The following is a 16,469-nucleotide window of genomic DNA, read 5'->3' as shown; positions in this document are numbered from 1 at the left end:
TATGGTAAAGAGTTTTCCTTGACAAAGAAAAATGCGCCAACTATAATAATGAATGTGTATTGGGGTGGTAATATGAAAGTGAACGTAGCTCAGGTTCGTTATAGAGGTGGGGAAAGTGTCCATTTTGATTTAGTGGAAGACTTTACTGCTCTGGATTTGGGAATAGAAGCCCTCTCATTTCAAGCACCGGTACGCGTACAACTTCAGGTAAACAACACAAGTAAAGCGATGCTCGTTAATGGAACGATTCACACAGAACTTAAAGCTATGTGTGGACGTTGTCTGGAGTCGTTCGTATATCCCTTAAATCTCTCCTTCCAAGATGAATGGGTTTTTCGAACGCTTGCAACAGACGATCAACTAGAGACAGCTCTCCTTTTGGACAAAGATGAGATTGATATTAAGGATCGAATTCTTGAACAAATTGTAGTAGCTTTACCGATGAAGTTTATATGTTCAGCAGAGTGTCAGGGGCTATGCCCGACCTGTGGTGCAAATCGAAATCTGACCCCGTGTGATTGCGGGGAAGGTGTCAGGGACCCTCGGTTAGCAGCACTGGCTAAGTGGCAAACCAATGACTGATAAAGTTTTGAAAACATAAAGGGGGTGTAACTATGGGTGTTCCGCAACATCGACAATCGAAATCAAGAGTGCGTAAACGTCGGGCTATGTGGAAACTAACTGCACCGAACCACATCAAATGCCCCCAATGCCATCAGCCAAAAATGCCTCATTATATATGCCCAAGTTGTGGGTTCTATAATTCTAAGGCAGTTATTACTGTTGAAGCATAAAGCTTATACGCCAAAAACAAAGAACTCTTTGCATAAGAGTTCTTTGTTTTTTAATTTTCGAATACTTTCGACAGGTTTATTTCTTGATAAGTCTCTAAAGATAGTCTATAATTGTGACCAGGTACTAATTTCGAGGTGCGAGGCACGATGCGCGAGGCACGAACTTAGGGATTTAAACCTTGCTTTAGTAGTGGTAGTCTTAGGTGAAGTAATTAGAAAAAAGCATGATGAGAAATGGTGATATACATGGGTCGTTATCATAAAGAAGAACGGCGTAAAGTTTTAGGGGAAGCTCTCGCCAAGGATCCGTTCTTTACTGACGAGGAACTTTCTGAACGCTTTAAAGTGAGTGTCTCAACCATACGTTTAGATCGAGGCGTACTGGGGATCCCGGAACTCCGAGAACGAACTCGGGTCGTAGCCCAAGAAGTTTATTCGTCCTTAAAATCCTTAGATGATCAGGAATTGATCGGAAATTTAGTAGAACTAAAGATTGGGGAAAGAGCTCGTTCTGAGTTGAAGATTGAAGAGAGCATGGTTTTAACCAAGGCGCGAGTGGCTCGAGGGCATTATTTATTTGCCCAAGCAAATTCCTTAGCGATTGCCTTAGTGGATGCGCCGATGGCTTTAACCGGAAGTGTTGATTTAAAATTTTTACGACCCGTTCGATTAGGTGAGGTTGCTGTTGCTGAAGGAAAGGTAGAGAAACGAAAACTGAATAAATATTGGGTTCAAGTAACAGTAAACGTCAATTCAGAGGAAGTACTCCGTGGAAATTGGGTTCTTTTCGCGATCGATGATTGATTGGGTGTGCGGATAAGGAGATGAAACAATGAGAATCGCTGTGGATGCAATGGGTGGTGATCATGCCCCAGAGGAGATAATCAAAGGTACCCTGATGGCAGCAGAAGCAAATCCGAATGTACAGCTAATTTTGGTAGGGCAAGAAGAACGGATACGACCGCTACTCTCTGACTCGAAATTGAAGAATATTTCAGTCTATGGAGCTTCTGAAGTTATAGAGATGGACGAACATCCGGCCAATGCCGTTCGTAAAAAGAAGGATTCTTCGATTGTTGTAGCGACTAAATTAGTCAAGCGGGGAGATGCTGATGCCGTTGTAAGTGCTGGAAGTACAGGTGCCCAAATGGCTGCTGCGCTTTTAGGTTTGGGGAGGATCAAGGGAATCGAACGCCCAGCCATTGCTACGGTTTTGCCGACTCCGGAAGGTGGGAAACTCCTCCTCGATGTAGGGGCAAATATGGATGCAACGCCGGAGCAACTTTGTCAATTCGCTTTAATGGGCAACATCTATGCCAAGAAAATTTTGGAGATTTCAAATCCACGCGTGGGTCTATTGAATGTTGGGAGCGAAGAGGGAAAGGGCAACGAACTGACCCAAAAGACTTACCCTTTGCTAAAAGCAAGTGCTCTTAATTTCATGGGTAACGTTGAAGGACGGGATGTTCCTTATGGACGTGCTGATGTGGTGATTTGTGATGGTTTTGCGGGGAATATCTTGCTAAAAACCTTGGAAGGTTTGGCCGGGGTATTGTTTGAGCAGATTAAGGAGAGAATTACTTCGAACCTGGTTCGAAAACTAGGCGCTCTCGCTGTAAAACCGGGCTTAAAAGAAATTGCTCAAATGATGGACTATGCGGAATATGGTGGAGCACCCTTACTTGGAGTGAATGGGATTAGCATTATCTGTCACGGAAGTTCGAAAGCGAAGGCAATTATGAATGCCATCCGCGTCGCCAGAGAATGTGTGCAAGTGGGTCTGATTGAACAGATTCGGGAAGATCTCCCCAAGTGAGCCTGGTGTTACTAATGAGAAAAGAGGACTGCGATTGATGCGTAGTGTGGGAATTGTGGGTTTAGGGTCATACGTTCCTGAAAATGTAGTGACCAATCTGGATTTAGAACAATTTGTGGACACAAATGATGAATGGATTGTATCTCGAACAGGGATTAAACAGCGTCATATAGCCCCTAAGGACATGCCTGTGTCGGAATTATGTTATCAGGCAGGTTTGAAGGCCTTAGAGGATGCTCAGATCGCCCCTGAAGAGGTGGAATTGATTATCGTCGCCACGATAACACCCGATTATGCTTTCCCAGCAACAGCATGCTTGGTTGCTGACCGTTTGGGAGCAAAAAATGCGGCGGCCTTTGATCTGGAAGCCGGATGCACAGGGTTTATCTATGCTGTGGCGACTGGCAGCCAGTTTATTGCCTCAGGATTATATAAAACGGTGCTCGTCATTGGTGGGGAAACGTTGAGCAAAATCCTTAATTGGCAAGACCGTTCAACCTGTGTTCTTTTCGGTGATGGTGGTGGAGCTGCGGTTTTACAGCAAGTGGAAGAGGGTTTTGGTTTTTTAAGTTTCGAATTAGGTTCAGACGGTTCTGGTGGCGCGTTATTAAGCCAACCCGCTGGAGGTTCAAAGTGTCCAGCTAGTCTGGAAACCGTGGAGAAGAATCTGCACACCCTTCAGATGGAGGGCAAGGAAGTCTATAAATTTGCAGTGCGGATTATGGGGGATGTTTCGGTCAAGGTTCTTCAGAAGGCTAGTTTGACGAAGGACGATATTGATCTACTAGTTCCCCATCAAGCTAATATGCGGATTGTCGATGCTGCTGTCAAGCGATTGGGAATTTCAAAGGATAAAGTGGTGATCAATTTAGATAAATATGGTAATATGTCGGCTGCGTCCATTCCGATTGCCTTAGATGAGGCTTTTCAAGCAGGTCTCATCTCAGAGGGGGATATCATTGTGATGGTTGGATTTGGAACAGGCTTGACTTGGGGAGCGTGTGTTTTGAAATGGACGAAAGTAGGCCTAAAACGATGATTAAAACGAGGATCTGTGAACTTATCAATATTGAGTACCCAATTTTCCAAGGCGGAATGGCTTGGGTTTCGACGGGAGAATTGGTCGCCGCGGTCTCCGAAAGCGGAGGTTTAGGCATCATCGGATCAGGACAGGCACCGGCTGATTGGTTGCGTGAGGAAATTCGTAAAGTAAAAGCCATCACAAAAAAACCATATGGGGTCAATGTCATGCTCATGTCCCCATTCGTAGATGAAGTCATGCAGGTCATCCTTGAGGAACGTGTCCCGGTGATTACAACAGGGGCAGGGAATCCGGGAAAATACGTGCCAATGCTTAAAGAAATTGGCACGAAAGTAATACCTGTAGTCGCTTCGGTCGCCTTGGCCAAACGTTTAGAAAGGGCAGGGGTTGATGCACTCATTGCAGAAGGCATGGAATCTGGCGGGCATATTGGGGAAATTGGAACCTTTCCACTAGTACCCCAAGTTGTCGATGCTGTGAAAATTCCAGTGATTGCAGCAGGAGGAATTGTGGATGGCCGTGGTTTAGTAGCGGCTTTGGCTCTCGGCGCTGAAGGGGTCCAAATGGGGACGCGTTTTATGTGCGCGGAAGAATGTACTATTTCCCATCTTATCAAAGATAAAATTACCAAAGCGAAAGATCGCGCTACGGTCATTACCGGGCGCTCCACGGGTCACCCAGTTCGTTGCTTGGATAACCGCTTTACCCGTCAAATAGAACAACATGAACGAGAGGGAATGCTGGCTGCGGATATAGAGAAACTGGGAATCGGAAAATTACGCTTAGCCATGGTGGAGGGGGACGTCGAGAATGGTTCTATCATGGCCGGTCAAATTGCAGGAGCGGTTCAGCGTATTGAACCTGCCGCCGAGATTATTCAAGACATCATGCAATCTGCAGAACGGGAATACAAGCGTCTGGCTGCGCGATTTGGAGAGGGGAGGGCTTGATCGTTGGGTAAACTAGCCTGTATATTTCCAGGACAAGGATCTCAATATATTGGCATGGGAAAAGAACTCTTCCAGACTCCGAGTGGCGGGAAAGCACTGGAGCTGGCGCGTGAAATTCTGGGTAATGAGTTTATCTCCTTAATCGAAGAGGGCCCGGAAAACGAACTCCAACAGACGATCAATACCCAACCTGCGATTCTTCTCGTAAGCGTCGTGGCTTGGCAGCAACTTCAGGATGCAGGGATAGAACCTGATTTTGTTGGAGGGCACAGTTTGGGCGAGTACTCGGCACATGTCGCTGCGGGTAGCTTTAATTTAGCAGAGGCTTTACGTGTCGTGAGACTACGTGGAGAACTTATGCAAGCGGCGGATCCAAAGGGCGTAGGAGGGATGGCTGCCATCCTAGGACTAGCGGTGGATCAAGTGGAAGAAGCTTGCCGGCTTGCCTCAGGCCTCGGTGTTGTGGCACCGGCAAATTATAATTGTCCAGGACAAGTGGTTATCTCTGGGGAAAAAGAGGCCGTAGCCAATGCCATAGAGATCGCTAAGGGTTTTGGTGCAAAACGGGCTATACCGTTAACCGTGAGCGGGGCATTTCACTCTAGTTTGATGGCAGGTGTGGGCGAAGCTCTGCGTTTAGTCTTAGAAAAAGTGCCTTGGCAAACCCCTCGTTGCCCAGTCGTGGCCAACATTGATGGGATAGAGGTTTTTTCTTCGGAACGTACTGTTAGTACCTTAATCAAGCAAGTCAGTAGAGCAGTTTTATGGGAGCAATCGGTTCGTCATCTTCTAGACTTAGGGGTCGATACGTTCATAGAGTGTGGACCTGGTAAAGTCTTGACAGGTTTGGTTAAAAAAATTGCTCCTGACGCTAAGCTCCTCCGGATCGAGGATAAAGCGTCCCTAGAAATGTCACTTGCATATTTGAAGGAGAGTCGTTAAAATGGTGCTGAATGATAGCGTAGCCATTGTTACTGGGAGTGGGCGTGGAATCGGGCGCGCCATAGCTTTAGAGCTGGCAACCGCAGGGGTAAAGATCGTGGTCAATTATGCCGGTCGTTCCGATAAAGCAGAGGAAACGCTAACCTTGATCCGTGAAGCAGGTGGAGAAGGTTTAGCCGTTCAAGCGGATGTCAGCCAAGCAGCGGAGGTTGATCGGTTGTTAAAAACAACCATGGATCATTTCGGAAAGGTTGACATTCTTGTCAACAATGCAGGGATTACTCGGGATTCGCTGTTGCTCCGCATGAAAGAAGCAGACTGGGACTCGGTCCTGGCAACCAATCTCAAGGGGGCTTACCTTTGCACTAAGGCGGTCAGTAAAGGAATGCTAAAACAACGCTCGGGGGTTATCGTTAATATTTCCTCTGTTGTAGGCTTATCAGGGAATGCTGGACAAGCCAATTATGCAGCAGCCAAAGCGGGCATGATTGGATTTACCAAATCCATTGCTAAGGAATTTGCATCGCGTGGAATTCGAGTTAATGCGGTCGCACCTGGGTATATTTTCACAGATATGACGGAAACATTATCAGAAGGGATGCAAAGTGATATCTTACGTGCAATTCCACTCGGTCGCATGGGAAAGCCTGAAGACGTTGCCAAAGTGGTTCGATTCCTTGTGTCCCCAGAGGCGTCCTACATAACTGGACAGACTTTATGTGTTGATGGGGGTATGGAAATGTAGGTTCAAGTTAAGTTTTGAGAGGAGGTGAAGAAGCAGATGGGAGTTTTCGATAAAGTGAAAGCCATCGTCGTCGAACAACTTGGGGTAGATGAAGCAAACATTACCCCGGAAACCTCCTTTGAAGAGCTAAATGCAGATTCTTTGGATATCGTTGAATTGATTATGGCTCTTGAAGAGGCATTCGACTTGGATATTCCGGATGAAGAAGCAGAAAAAATTCGGACAGTTGGAGATGCAGTGAACTTCATTAAAGAAAACAAATAACCTCAGAAGGTCCCGTATTCAAATGCGGGACTTTCTTTTAAAGAAGGTTGTTTCTCTTGTCTATTTTGAGATTAAGAGAAATTGAAATAGATTGCAAAGATAAGTGTTAGGCGATTGAAAGAGGAAAGATCTCTAAGTGGGAGGAAAAATCGTGAAAATACCTGGACTTCGTATTGCAAATTTAGTAGCCAAAATTCCTGTAATCCAAGGAGGAATGGCTGTAAGGATATCCATGGCCCCTCTCGCAGTTGCAGTAGCTGAAGAAGGAGGAATCGGCATAATAGCGGGCAGTGGTTTGTCTGTTGAGGAACTGAGAGCTGAAATTCGTGAGGCGCGCAGACGAACCAAAGGAATTATTGGGGTTAACATTATGTTTGCTGTCCGCGAATTTGCTCAATTAGTTCAAGCCGCCTTTGAAGAGAAGATTGATCTTTTAGTTTCGGGAGCCGGATTTTCAAGGGATATGTTTGCCTGGGGAAAAGCAAAGGGCATACCCGTAGTGCCGATTGTATCATCTGCCAAACTTGCTAGATTATCCGAAAAGCTGGGTGCGGCTGCAGTGATTGTGGAAGGAGTAGAGGCTGGCGGACATCTAGGAACAGATCGCTCCATCCACGATATTCTGCCAGAGGTCATTGCGGCTGTCAGTATTCCTGTCATTGGCGCGGGGGGAGTCGTTGATGGCCAAGGCGTTGCTGAAATGTTGAAGCTTGGTGCAGATGGGGTGCAAATGGGAACCCGGTTCGCGCTTAGCGAAGAGAGCAGTGCAGCTTTCGCTTGGAAAGAGGAAATGTTAAAGGCTACTGAAGAGGACGTCGTGTTCATTCATAGTCCTGTTGGGATGCTGGCCCGGGGGATAAAGAATCCCTTCACAAAAATGCTCGATGAAAACGTGGACGTCACGCCGACGGATTGCATGGGTTGTCTTAAACAGTGTGAGGGAAACTTCTGTATTATGAATCGTTTAATTAAGGCGCAAACGGGTGATGTTCATGAGGGCCTAATTTTTTCAGGGGCCAAAGTCCATAAAATTAATGATATTTTATCGGTCCATGAGATTTTTGAAGATATTAAAAAAGGAATCCTGGGATTAAAGGAGGAGTCGGTGTGAAACATCGTGCAGTAATTACGGGAATGGGAGTAGTCACTCCCTTGGGAAACCTTCTGGATGAATTCTGGAATAATTTAATGGCAGGAAAGTCCGGAATTGGATTATTGACACGGTTTGATGTTGCCGGTCTCCCCACAAAAGTTGCCGCAGAGATTAAGGATTTTGAGCCAACGGACTATATCGATAAAAAGGAAAGTCGGCGCATGGACCGCTTTACCCAATTTGCTATGGCCGCAGCTAAACTGGCGTTGCAAGATTCCGGACTAAATATGGAAAACGTAGACAAAGAACGAGTTGGAACGGTGATTGGATGTGGAATCGGTGGCGTGACCTCGTTTGAGGACCAAAAAGAGGTACTTATGAATAAAGGCAGCAACCGAATTAGTCCCTTTTTTGTTCCCATGCTGATTAGTAATATGGCAGCGGGGCATTTATCGATTGCCTTTGGCTTTCAAGGTTCGAGTATTACGGTTGTTACAGCCTGTGCTTCAGCAACGAACGCCATAGGAGAAGCGCTGCGTATCATTCAACGTGGAGAAGCAGACATCGTGATCTGTGGAGGCACCGAGGCACCGATTACCCATTTGGCGTTTGCTGGTTTTTGTTCCATGAAAGCGATGTCAACCGAGAAGGAACACCCTGAACAAGCTTGCCGACCCTTTGATAAACGCCGCAGTGGATTTGTCATGGGTGAGGGAGCGGGGGTTTTGGTTTTAGAATCTTTGGAGCATGCTGAGGCTCGTGGTGCTCGTATCTATGCTGAACTGGCGGGCTATGGGAGCACATCGGATGCCCATCATATTACGACCCCAGCTCCAGGCGGCGCGGGCGCCGTTCGTTCAATGCGTCTGGCCTTAAAGGATGCTGAGGTAAATGTTGAAGAGGTTGATTATATTAATGCGCATGGTACGGGTACGGGTCCCAATGATGCAACGGAAACAGAGGCCATTAAGACGTTGTTTGGCAGTCATGCAGCGAAGCTGGCGATTAGTTCGACTAAATCCATGACCGGGCACTTAATGGGGGCAGCTGGTGCTATTGAGGCGATCATTTGTGCCCTGACCATCGATAGGGGTTCGATCCCACCGACCACCAATTACGGAGAACCTGACCCGGAATGTGATCTGGATTATGTTCCTAATTACTCGCGAAAACAGGCTGTCAACGTGGCAATGTCTAATTCACTAGGTTTTGGTGGACATAATGCTACGATCGTGTTGAAGAAATTTGCCTAAAGGTAAGGAGATCAAGAGTATGGTCGAAAAGAGATCCAACGCAACTGCAAACTCAACAAAAACAGAGGGAAGATCAGGGCGAAAAAAATACGCCCTATCTTCCTTTAAATTAGAGCCGGGAATTAAGCTGGCCAAACGCTTGGAATTGGGGACCCCTCCTAATCGGTTGTTTGTCACTGCCTTGACGCATCCTTCGTACATCTTTGAAAATCCACAATTTGGCAAAGAAAACAATCAACGCTTGGAATTTTTAGGGGATGCGATTTTGGATTTTGTAATTGCAGAGTATCTATATCTCAGTTATCCGGATCGCCCAGAGGGAGAGCTCACCAAAATGCGGGCAGCTGTTGTGAATGAGACAACCTTGGCTCGCAAGGCCTTTGAAATAGAGTTAGGACAAGAGCTATTATTAGGTAAAGGGGAACTGGTATCTGGGGGACGGGAACGGCCTTCTATTTTGGCTGATGCCTGGGAGGCAGTCGTTGGTGCAATTTATTTACAATATGGATTGCTAGAAGCTCGACGGGTTATATTAGAGCTGCTTAAACCGTCGATTGAGGAAGTCGCTAAGGGAAATTATGGGGACTATAAGACCGTACTACAGGAAAAAGCACAACGGGAAGAAAAAGAAGTCAACTATCAGATTTTAGTGGAGGAAGGCCCTGATCACAGCAAGTGCTTTACGGCTGGTGTTTTTATCGGAGGAGATTTATTGGGGAAAGGTATGGGCCGAACTAAAAAAGAAGCTGAGCAACATGCTGCCAGGCAGGTACTAGACCATTGGGGGAGTGAGAACGATGGTTAAACCTGAGAATTTCCCAGTCTTCTTGAAGGGGATTCATATTCAGGGTTTTAAGTCGTTCGCTGATCGTGTGAAATTGGAATTAGGCCAGGGATTAAGCGTTATTGTCGGTCCGAACGGGAGTGGAAAAAGTAATGTTGCTGATGCTGTTCGTTGGGTCTTAGGTGAACAAAGCGCTAAGAGCCTTCGAGGTGCAAAAATGGAGGACGTTATCTTTTCTGGAAGTACACAACGTCGCCAAGTCGGAATGGCAGAAGTAGCCCTGATTTTTGATAACTCGACTGGAATTTTCCCGTTAGACTTTCGGGAAGTGACGATCACAAGGCGGGTTTATCGTGATGGTGAATCCCAATATTTAATTAATAAAGCTCTTTCTCGACTTAAAGATATTCAGGAACTTTTCATGGATACGGGGGCGGGAAAAGAAGGATTTTCGATCATTGGGCAGGGGCGGGTTGAGGAAATACTAAACCTAAAGTCAGAAGAACGGCGATCACTCATCGAAGAAGCGGCAGGGATTACCAAATTCCGTTTTAGAAAGCGCGAAGCCTTAAAGCGTCTCGATGATACGGTCCTGAATCTGCAACGGCTGGAAGATATTGTCCAAGAAATTGAGGATCAGTTGACTCCTCTGGCTGCCCAAGCCCAAGTGGCCGAACAAAGCCTAGCTCTCTCTGAAGAACAAAAACGCCTAGAAATTCTGGGAGTAGTCTTAGATATCACCGAGGTAAAACAAAAGTTGTCTGCAGGAGAATCGAACTCTGAGACGTTGCAAGCAGCGCTGATGTCAGTGCAAGCAGCGTTAGCCCTTAAAGAGAGTCTAAATATTGAGGACAAGGTTAACCTGAAACATAGTGATGAAACAATTCAAAGGCAGCAAAATGAGGTATTCCAGGCAGAGCAAGCCTTAAATGCTTTAAAACATGAATTAAATCTGAGGGTTGAACGGGCTGGATATTTCGCTGATCAAATCACCCGCTTGGCACGCGAGCGGTTTGTCGACGAAGAGCGGCTTAAGGACGTGCTGGAACGGATTAAGGCCCTGGAAGCCAAACAGAGTGTCTTAAAACATACGGTTGGAAAAGCGCAGCAGAATGTCATGCTCCAGGAAGAGAGACTATCTGAAGCACGCAGAAATAATGGGACAAAGGAGATCGAACAATTAAAAACAGACTTGTTCGATGCCCTATCAGAACAATCCCACAGTTCGAATCAATTAACTGGAACCCAACACACGCTTTCGTCTTTGGAGCAACAAGTCAGGCAACTTGAACAAGAGCTGTTGCAAAAAGAAAAAGAGCTTGGAACTTTACAGGATAGACACCTGGCTCAGGAAAAAGAACAGCTAGAGATTGAAACTGCTCTACGGATTACTGACCAGGAACGGCTTCGCTTAGTAGATGAACTCGAGAAGTTGAAGAGACATGGACAAGAGAAGCAACAGCATGTACAGAGACTCATGAACCAAGCAGATCAAACGAGGGCTCGACTCCAGGCGCTTCAAGCCTTAGAGGACAATCTAGAGGGGTATCAACGCGGGGTTCGTGAGGTGATGCTGGCTAAGAAGAAGGGCATCCCCGCAGGTGAGGGATTGTGTGGAACGGTTGCTGAATTGATCAACGTCAAAGAAGATTATGAACTAGCTTTGGAAACTGCTTTAGGAGCCGGATTGCAAAATATCGTTGCGGAGAGTGAACAGGCGGCGAAAGCAGCGATCCACTACTTAAAATCCCGGCAATTGGGGAGAGCTACCTTTCTTCCACTCGATGTTATCCAAGGGAGTCAGATGTCTGTTCTACCCGCAGTCCAAAAAGATCCTGGTTTTGTGGGCATAGCCCTCGATTTAATCAGTTCCGAAGAAAAATATCGACCCGCGTTAGCTTCACTGTTAGGTCGAATTACCGTTGTTACAGATATGGATGCCGCAACTCGAGTGGCACGTTTTTCGGGTTATAAGCTAAGGATTGTGACCTTAGAGGGAGATCAGGTTCACCCAGGAGGTTCATTAAGTGGAGGGAGTGTCCAGCGCAAAGGCGGAAACTTGCTCGGACGTTCCCGCGAAATTGAGTCCCTAGCTGAAACCCTATCTCGCCTGAAAAACGAAGGGCGTCAAAAGGAGCAAGAACGAGCAAAAATCGAGGCAGAACAAGGTCGGATTCAAGCAGTGATCGAGCAGCTTACCCAAGAACAGCGTGAAAAACAAGAGTATCTCGTCATGCTTAGGACTCAGCTGGATAGCGCGTCTACTCAAATTCGACGCTTCAAGGAAGACGTGCAGATTGCCTCCCATCGTTACCAAGGGGCCATTGAACAGAAGGCAGAACTGTCTTTGGCGATGGAAGGGCTGAAAGACCGCTTTGAAGCCGCTGAAAAGAAGTCAATCTCTTTGCGGGAGGCACTTCATAAACGTGAGCGAGAAGCGAAGACAGCTGCCGAGTCGTTGGAGGTTGTCGGAGAGCAATTAACTCAGGAAAAAATCCAACTCGCAAAATGGGAACAAGAATTATCCCAGTGCCTAGAAACGTTAGATCAGGAACGTTTGGTATTCCAAGAAAATGAAGCCAGCCTCAAACTCAAAATCAAAAATCTTGAAGAGGTTCAGCTTGCGAATTCTGGGGTTGACGATGAAAAGACTGCTTTAATAATCCAGTTAGAGGAACAAAGTCAGTCTCAAGCTGCCCTGCAATTTTTATTGATGCAGAAGCGTCAAGAACGCGAAGTTTTAGCGACTCGTGTGCTTGAGTGGGAAGCGGATATTCAGAAAAAACGTGAGGAAGCCCATACGCATGAGCAACGTCTTCATGCCAATGAATTGCGTGTTGCACGTTGGGAAACGGAGTGGCAAACGGGAATCACTCGGTTAAGCGAAGAATTCTCTCTGTCCTGGGAGGAGGCCATGATTTATAAGTCGGTCGAAGAGCGGACGACTATTGGGCAACGAATCCAGGAGCTCAAGCAACAGATCAAGGCATTAGGCCCCATTAACCAAGCGGCAATAGAAGCATATCCTAAAATGCTTAGTAGGCATGAATTTATGTTAAATCAACGAGAGGATTTGGTCGAGGCCAATCAAACCTTGCGCCAACTCATTGCGGAATTAGATAAGATCATGATGGAGCGTTTTGCTGAGAGTTTCAATGCGGTGAACCAAGCGTTTAAGGATGTTTTTAAAGAACTTTTTAAAGGTGGAAGTGCAGAACTATGTTTAGTTGATCCCGAGCATTTATTAGAGACGGGCGTAGAGATTATCGTTCAGCCACCCGGCAAAAAACAACAACTTCTCTCTTTATTATCAGGAGGGGAACGGGCGCTAACAGCCATCGCCTTACTGTTTGCATTGCTTCGCGTGAAGCCCAGTCCGTTTTGTCTACTTGATGAGATCGAAGCTTCGTTAGATGATGCTAACGTTCAGCGTTTTGCCGAATATATTCATCGTTTATCACATTCCACTCAATTTATTGTCATCTCCCATCGCAAAGGGACCATGGAATCAGCGGATGTTCTGTATGGGATAACAATGGAAGAGTCAGGCGTTTCAAAATTACTTTCTGTGCAACTTGACGATCGGACGCATAGAGACGAGTCGGCCTAGGTAGAGAAAGAGGTTATAAGAGTCAGTGAACGGAGAAGTGGGAAAACCGCTTCTCCTTGGCTTTATTGCGGTGGTCGCTTCTCGCCATCCCTGGCTACAGCGACACTCGGCCATCTATGGCCAGCGGTCTAAATCTCAAGCGTCCTTTTTGAACTTGGGTACAGGGACATTCAGTTGTCCATGGCCAGCGGTCGCTTCTCGCCATCACGACACCTTGCCATCCCTGGCGGTGTTCTAATCTCAACCATCCTTGGTTGGGTCATGGCTACAGCGACACTAGGTCGTCCATGACCGTCGGAAGTATTTTTCCTTTATCGGGAGACTTCATGGTAAAATGTTTGAGACAAGCCCTTGATTATGTTAAAATAACGACAATAGTGACCATGAGAGGAAGGAAAAACGTGGCAGGATTTTTTTCTCAACTTAAAGCAGGCCTTACGAAAACTCGGCAAAACTTTGTGGAAAAGATTGAACAGGTTTTTACAGGTCGCAAGAAAATAGATGAAGAACTATTTGAAGAATTGGAAGAAGTATTGATCCGGTCGGATGTCGGTGTCAACACCTCCTTTGAATTAGTTGAACGGTTACGTAAAGAAGTAAAACTACGCAAAGTTTCTGAGCCAAGTGAACTGACCCTAGTCCTACAAGAATTAATCGGGGAGTTATTAGGGGAAGAAACACACCTCACCTTCGCCAAGCAAGGTCCAAGCATTATTCTCGTGGTTGGGGTCAACGGAGTGGGTAAAACCACAACCATTGGTAAGCTCGCTAACCGCTTCAAAAAGGACGGCAAACGGGTTATGATGGCAGCTGGAGATACCTTTCGGGCTGCAGCCATTGACCAACTTGAGATTTGGGGAGAACGATGCGGGGTAGAAGTGATTAAACAGCGGGAAGGTGCAGACCCTGCTGCCGTTGCCTATGATGCAGTCCTTGCTGCTAAGTCTCGTAATATCGATGTTGTAATTGTGGATACGGCTGGTCGTCTTCACAATAAGGTAAACCTAATGGAAGAGCTGAGAAAGGTCAAGCGGGTGATTGAACGCGAAATTCCAGGTGCACCTCATGAAGTCTTACTTGTGTTAGATGCTACGACAGGACAAAACGCTTTGCAACAAGCAAAACTTTTTCAGGAAGTGGCCGGCGTGACTGGAATCGTCTTGACTAAGTTGGATGGAACGGCCAAAGGGGGAGTTGTGCTGGGAATTCAAGGGGAAACTCGGATTCCGGTAAAATTCATTGGCATTGGTGAAGCAATGGAAGATTTGCGACCGTTTGTTCCTTTAGATTTTGCAGCAGCATTGTTCGGAAACCCTGAAGAGGAGGAAGCATTCTGATAAATTATGCACTTATTGGGGGAACCGGAGTTGAACACTTTACCCTCACTGAACAGCGCATTATTACAGTGAAGACTCCCTATGGGACGGTTGAACCAATAGTTGGAAAACTTGCTAATCGAGAACTAGTTTTCATGAGTCGACATGGCAGTGGTCATGTCACACCTCCCCACCTCGTGAATTACAGGGCAAATATTTGGGCGCTTCGTGAACTAGGCGTACGGAAGATTCTTGCTACGGCGGCTGTCGGTTCTCTATCTGCAGATTACCGCTTGGGTGAATTGGTCCTCTTCGACCAGTTTCTTGATTTTACTAAAAGTCGCCCATTTACTTTCTATGAAGGAGGGCACCACGGTGTACTCCATGTCGATATGACAGAACCCTATTGTTCTGCTGTGCGCCAGGTAATCGTGAATGCGGCAGAAGACCTAGGGTTTGCAGTTAAGAATGGGGCATGTTATGTTTGTACTGAAGGTCCACGTTTTGAAACCCCAGCAGAAATTCGGATGTTTCAACAACTTGGTGCTGACGTTGTCGGAATGACCAGTGTTCCTGAAGTAGTTCTGGCACGTGAACTAGGAATGTGTTATGCTTCCATCGGGATGGTGACCAATGAAGCGGCTGGAATCGCAGCTCATCGCTTAAGCCATGCCGAAGTAATGGAGAGCATTAAGAAATTAGGAAACAAGGTTGCACAACTCATTCAAGCGACCGTTGAATTATGGTCTCCAGATCAGGAATGTCTATGTGTCTCAGCGAATGTTGAAGTTGGAAAATTTTAAAAGGCGGTGGGACTTTGAAATCGATTGAATGGCTTGGTAATGCATTACGAATATTAGATCAGTCCAAGCTCCCAGTGGAAATTGTCTATCGAGATGCTACGTCTTATGAGGGAGTGGCTGAGGCCATTGAACAAATGGAAGTGCGCGGTGCGCCTGCCATTGGAGCAGCTGCTGCCTATGGATTTGTGTTAGGAGCTCTTGAGTACCAGGGAAGTAGAGATGAGTTATCAGGTTACATGGATGTTGTACAAGCTAGACTAGCTGCTACTCGTCCCACAGCCGTTAACTTGTTTTGGGCCCTTCGGCGCATGGAGGACAGGCTACGGGAGTGCTGGGATGTTGATGATTTGGAGGATGTACGACGGATTTTACTCGAGGAAGCAAATCGTATTTCTGAAGATGATCGTCGTATGAATCGCCTAATTGGAGAATTTGGCAATGAGATTGTTCCTGAAAAGGCAAATATCCTGACCCATTGTAATGCGGGAGCCTTAGCTACGGTGGAATATGGAACTGCCCTTGGTGTTGTTCGAAAGGCTCATGAATCAGGAAAGGGAATCCATGTTTATGCTGATGAAACACGACCATTTTTGCAGGGGGCTCGTTTAACGGCCTTGGAACTTCATCAAGACAAGATCCCAGTGACCTTGATCGCCGATAACATGGCTGGGTATTTAATGCAGCAAGGTAAGATTGACCTCGTGATTGTGGGTGCAGACCGCATCGCAGCCAATGGTGATACCGCCAACAAAATCGGGACATACTCGGTAGCGGTCTTGGCGCAAGCTCATGGTATTCCTTTTTATGTGGCAGCCCCAACCTCGACCATTGATTTAAAAGTGGCTACAGGGCAAGAAATCCCCATCGAACAAAGGTCGGCTAAAGAAATTCAGGAGTTTTGTGGGATAGCCGTGGCACCTGGGGAGGTTAAGGTTTATAATCCAGCCTTTGACGTCACTCCAGCGAAATATATCACGGGAATCATTACTGAAAAAGGGATTGTTGTTGCACCGTATTCGGTCAACCTCCTGAAATTAATGGTTCGCCCGTAAGGAGA

At 46.4% G+C, this 16,469-nt stretch carries 16 protein-coding genes; all 16 read left to right on the top strand.

What is annotated here, in order from left to right:
• Window positions 1-48 precede the first annotated feature (48 nt).
• Window positions 49-582: a YceD family protein gene (locus ACYQ3Q_RS05435; RefSeq protein ID WP_459927611.1), complete on the top strand. Its 534-nt coding sequence runs from the start codon at window positions 49-51 to the stop codon at window positions 580-582.
• A gap of 32 nt (window positions 583-614) precedes the next feature.
• On the top strand, window positions 615-794 hold the full coding sequence (gene rpmF / locus ACYQ3Q_RS05430; RefSeq protein WP_082075005.1) for a 50S ribosomal protein L32: 180 nt from the start codon (window positions 615-617) through the stop codon (window positions 792-794).
• A gap of 246 nt (window positions 795-1,040) precedes the next feature.
• On the top strand, window positions 1,041-1,598 hold the full coding sequence (fapR, locus tag ACYQ3Q_RS05425) for a transcription factor FapR (RefSeq protein WP_459927944.1): 558 nt from the start codon (window positions 1,041-1,043) through the stop codon (window positions 1,596-1,598).
• Window positions 1,599-1,626: 28 nt separating this feature from the next.
• Window positions 1,627-2,610 (top strand): phosphate acyltransferase PlsX, encoded by a 984-nt coding sequence (gene plsX / locus ACYQ3Q_RS05420; protein ID WP_459927610.1) that lies wholly within the window; start codon window positions 1,627-1,629, stop codon window positions 2,608-2,610.
• A 37-nt stretch (window positions 2,611-2,647) separates the two neighbouring features.
• Window positions 2,648-3,649 carry a beta-ketoacyl-ACP synthase III gene (locus ACYQ3Q_RS05415; protein ID WP_459927943.1) on the top strand — a complete coding sequence of 334 codons (1,002 nt, stop codon included), beginning with the start codon at window positions 2,648-2,650 and terminating at the stop codon, window positions 3,647-3,649.
• Window positions 3,646-4,602, top strand: coding sequence for an enoyl-[acyl-carrier-protein] reductase FabK (gene fabK / locus ACYQ3Q_RS05410; RefSeq protein ID WP_459927609.1), 957 nt, complete (start codon window positions 3,646-3,648; stop codon window positions 4,600-4,602). Before ACYQ3Q_RS05415 ends, fabK begins: the two co-directional genes overlap by 4 nt.
• A gap of 3 nt (window positions 4,603-4,605) precedes the next feature.
• A complete protein-coding gene (gene fabD / locus ACYQ3Q_RS05405; protein ID WP_459927608.1) occupies window positions 4,606-5,544 on the top strand; it encodes an ACP S-malonyltransferase in 939 nt (312 codons plus the stop codon).
• Window position 5,545: 1 nt separating this feature from the next.
• Window positions 5,546-6,289 carry a 3-oxoacyl-[acyl-carrier-protein] reductase gene (gene fabG / locus ACYQ3Q_RS05400; protein ID WP_459927607.1) on the top strand — a complete coding sequence of 248 codons (744 nt, stop codon included), beginning with the start codon at window positions 5,546-5,548 and terminating at the stop codon, window positions 6,287-6,289.
• Between the two features lie 36 nt (window positions 6,290-6,325).
• Window positions 6,326-6,553, top strand: coding sequence for an acyl carrier protein (acpP, locus tag ACYQ3Q_RS05395; protein ID WP_034140309.1), 228 nt, complete (start codon window positions 6,326-6,328; stop codon window positions 6,551-6,553).
• Window positions 6,554-6,704: 151 nt separating this feature from the next.
• Window positions 6,705-7,664 (top strand): NAD(P)H-dependent flavin oxidoreductase, encoded by a 960-nt coding sequence (locus ACYQ3Q_RS05390; RefSeq protein WP_459927606.1) that lies wholly within the window; start codon window positions 6,705-6,707, stop codon window positions 7,662-7,664.
• 23 nt (window positions 7,665-7,687) lie between these two features.
• Window positions 7,688-8,899 (top strand): beta-ketoacyl-ACP synthase II, encoded by a 1,212-nt coding sequence (gene fabF, locus ACYQ3Q_RS05385; protein ID WP_459927942.1) that lies wholly within the window; start codon window positions 7,688-7,690, stop codon window positions 8,897-8,899.
• A gap of 19 nt (window positions 8,900-8,918) precedes the next feature.
• Window positions 8,919-9,704, top strand: a complete 786-nt coding sequence (gene rnc / locus ACYQ3Q_RS05380; RefSeq protein ID WP_459927605.1) for a ribonuclease III — start codon at window positions 8,919-8,921, stop codon at window positions 9,702-9,704.
• Window positions 9,697-13,293 carry a chromosome segregation protein SMC gene (smc, locus tag ACYQ3Q_RS05375; protein WP_459927604.1) on the top strand — a complete coding sequence of 1,199 codons (3,597 nt, stop codon included), beginning with the start codon at window positions 9,697-9,699 and terminating at the stop codon, window positions 13,291-13,293. The genes rnc and smc overlap by 8 nt, the downstream gene beginning before the upstream one ends.
• Window positions 13,294-13,694: 401 nt before the next feature.
• Complete coding sequence (gene ftsY / locus ACYQ3Q_RS05370; protein ID WP_459927941.1) at window positions 13,695-14,630, top strand: signal recognition particle-docking protein FtsY; 936 nt, start codon at window positions 13,695-13,697, stop codon at window positions 14,628-14,630.
• Window positions 14,630-15,412 carry an S-methyl-5'-thioadenosine phosphorylase gene (gene mtnP, locus ACYQ3Q_RS05365; RefSeq protein WP_459927940.1) on the top strand — a complete coding sequence of 261 codons (783 nt, stop codon included), beginning with the start codon at window positions 14,630-14,632 and terminating at the stop codon, window positions 15,410-15,412. The genes ftsY and mtnP overlap by 1 nt, the downstream gene beginning before the upstream one ends.
• Window positions 15,413-15,426: 14 nt before the next feature.
• Window positions 15,427-16,464 carry an S-methyl-5-thioribose-1-phosphate isomerase gene (gene mtnA / locus ACYQ3Q_RS05360; RefSeq protein ID WP_459927603.1) on the top strand — a complete coding sequence of 346 codons (1,038 nt, stop codon included), beginning with the start codon at window positions 15,427-15,429 and terminating at the stop codon, window positions 16,462-16,464.
• Window positions 16,465-16,469: the final 5 nt, after the last annotated feature.

This window comes from Desulfosporosinus burensis (assembly GCF_054657535.1).
This window is presented reverse-complemented; position numbering and strand designations above follow the sequence as displayed.

Bases quoted from the DNA above. Each gene is read 5' to 3' on its own strand.
- ACYQ3Q_RS05435 (WP_459927611.1), top strand. From the start codon at position 49: ATGAATGTGTATTGGGGTGGTAATATGAAAGTGAACGTAGCTCAGGTT.
- rpmF (WP_082075005.1), top strand. From the start codon at position 615: ATGGGTGTTCCGCAACATCGACAATCGAAATCAAGAGTGCGTAAACGT.
- fapR (WP_459927944.1), top strand. From the start codon at position 1,041: ATGGGTCGTTATCATAAAGAAGAACGGCGTAAAGTTTTAGGGGAAGCT.
- plsX (WP_459927610.1), top strand. From the start codon at position 1,627: ATGAGAATCGCTGTGGATGCAATGGGTGGTGATCATGCCCCAGAGGAG.
- ACYQ3Q_RS05415 (WP_459927943.1), top strand. From the start codon at position 2,648: ATGCGTAGTGTGGGAATTGTGGGTTTAGGGTCATACGTTCCTGAAAAT.
- fabK (WP_459927609.1), top strand. From the start codon at position 3,646: ATGATTAAAACGAGGATCTGTGAACTTATCAATATTGAGTACCCAATT.
- fabG (WP_459927607.1), top strand. From the start codon at position 5,546: ATGGTGCTGAATGATAGCGTAGCCATTGTTACTGGGAGTGGGCGTGGA.
- acpP (WP_034140309.1), top strand. From the start codon at position 6,326: ATGGGAGTTTTCGATAAAGTGAAAGCCATCGTCGTCGAACAACTTGGG.
- fabF (WP_459927942.1), top strand. From the start codon at position 7,688: ATGGGAGTAGTCACTCCCTTGGGAAACCTTCTGGATGAATTCTGGAAT.
- rnc (WP_459927605.1), top strand. From the start codon at position 8,919: ATGGTCGAAAAGAGATCCAACGCAACTGCAAACTCAACAAAAACAGAG.
- smc (WP_459927604.1), top strand. From the start codon at position 9,697: ATGGTTAAACCTGAGAATTTCCCAGTCTTCTTGAAGGGGATTCATATT.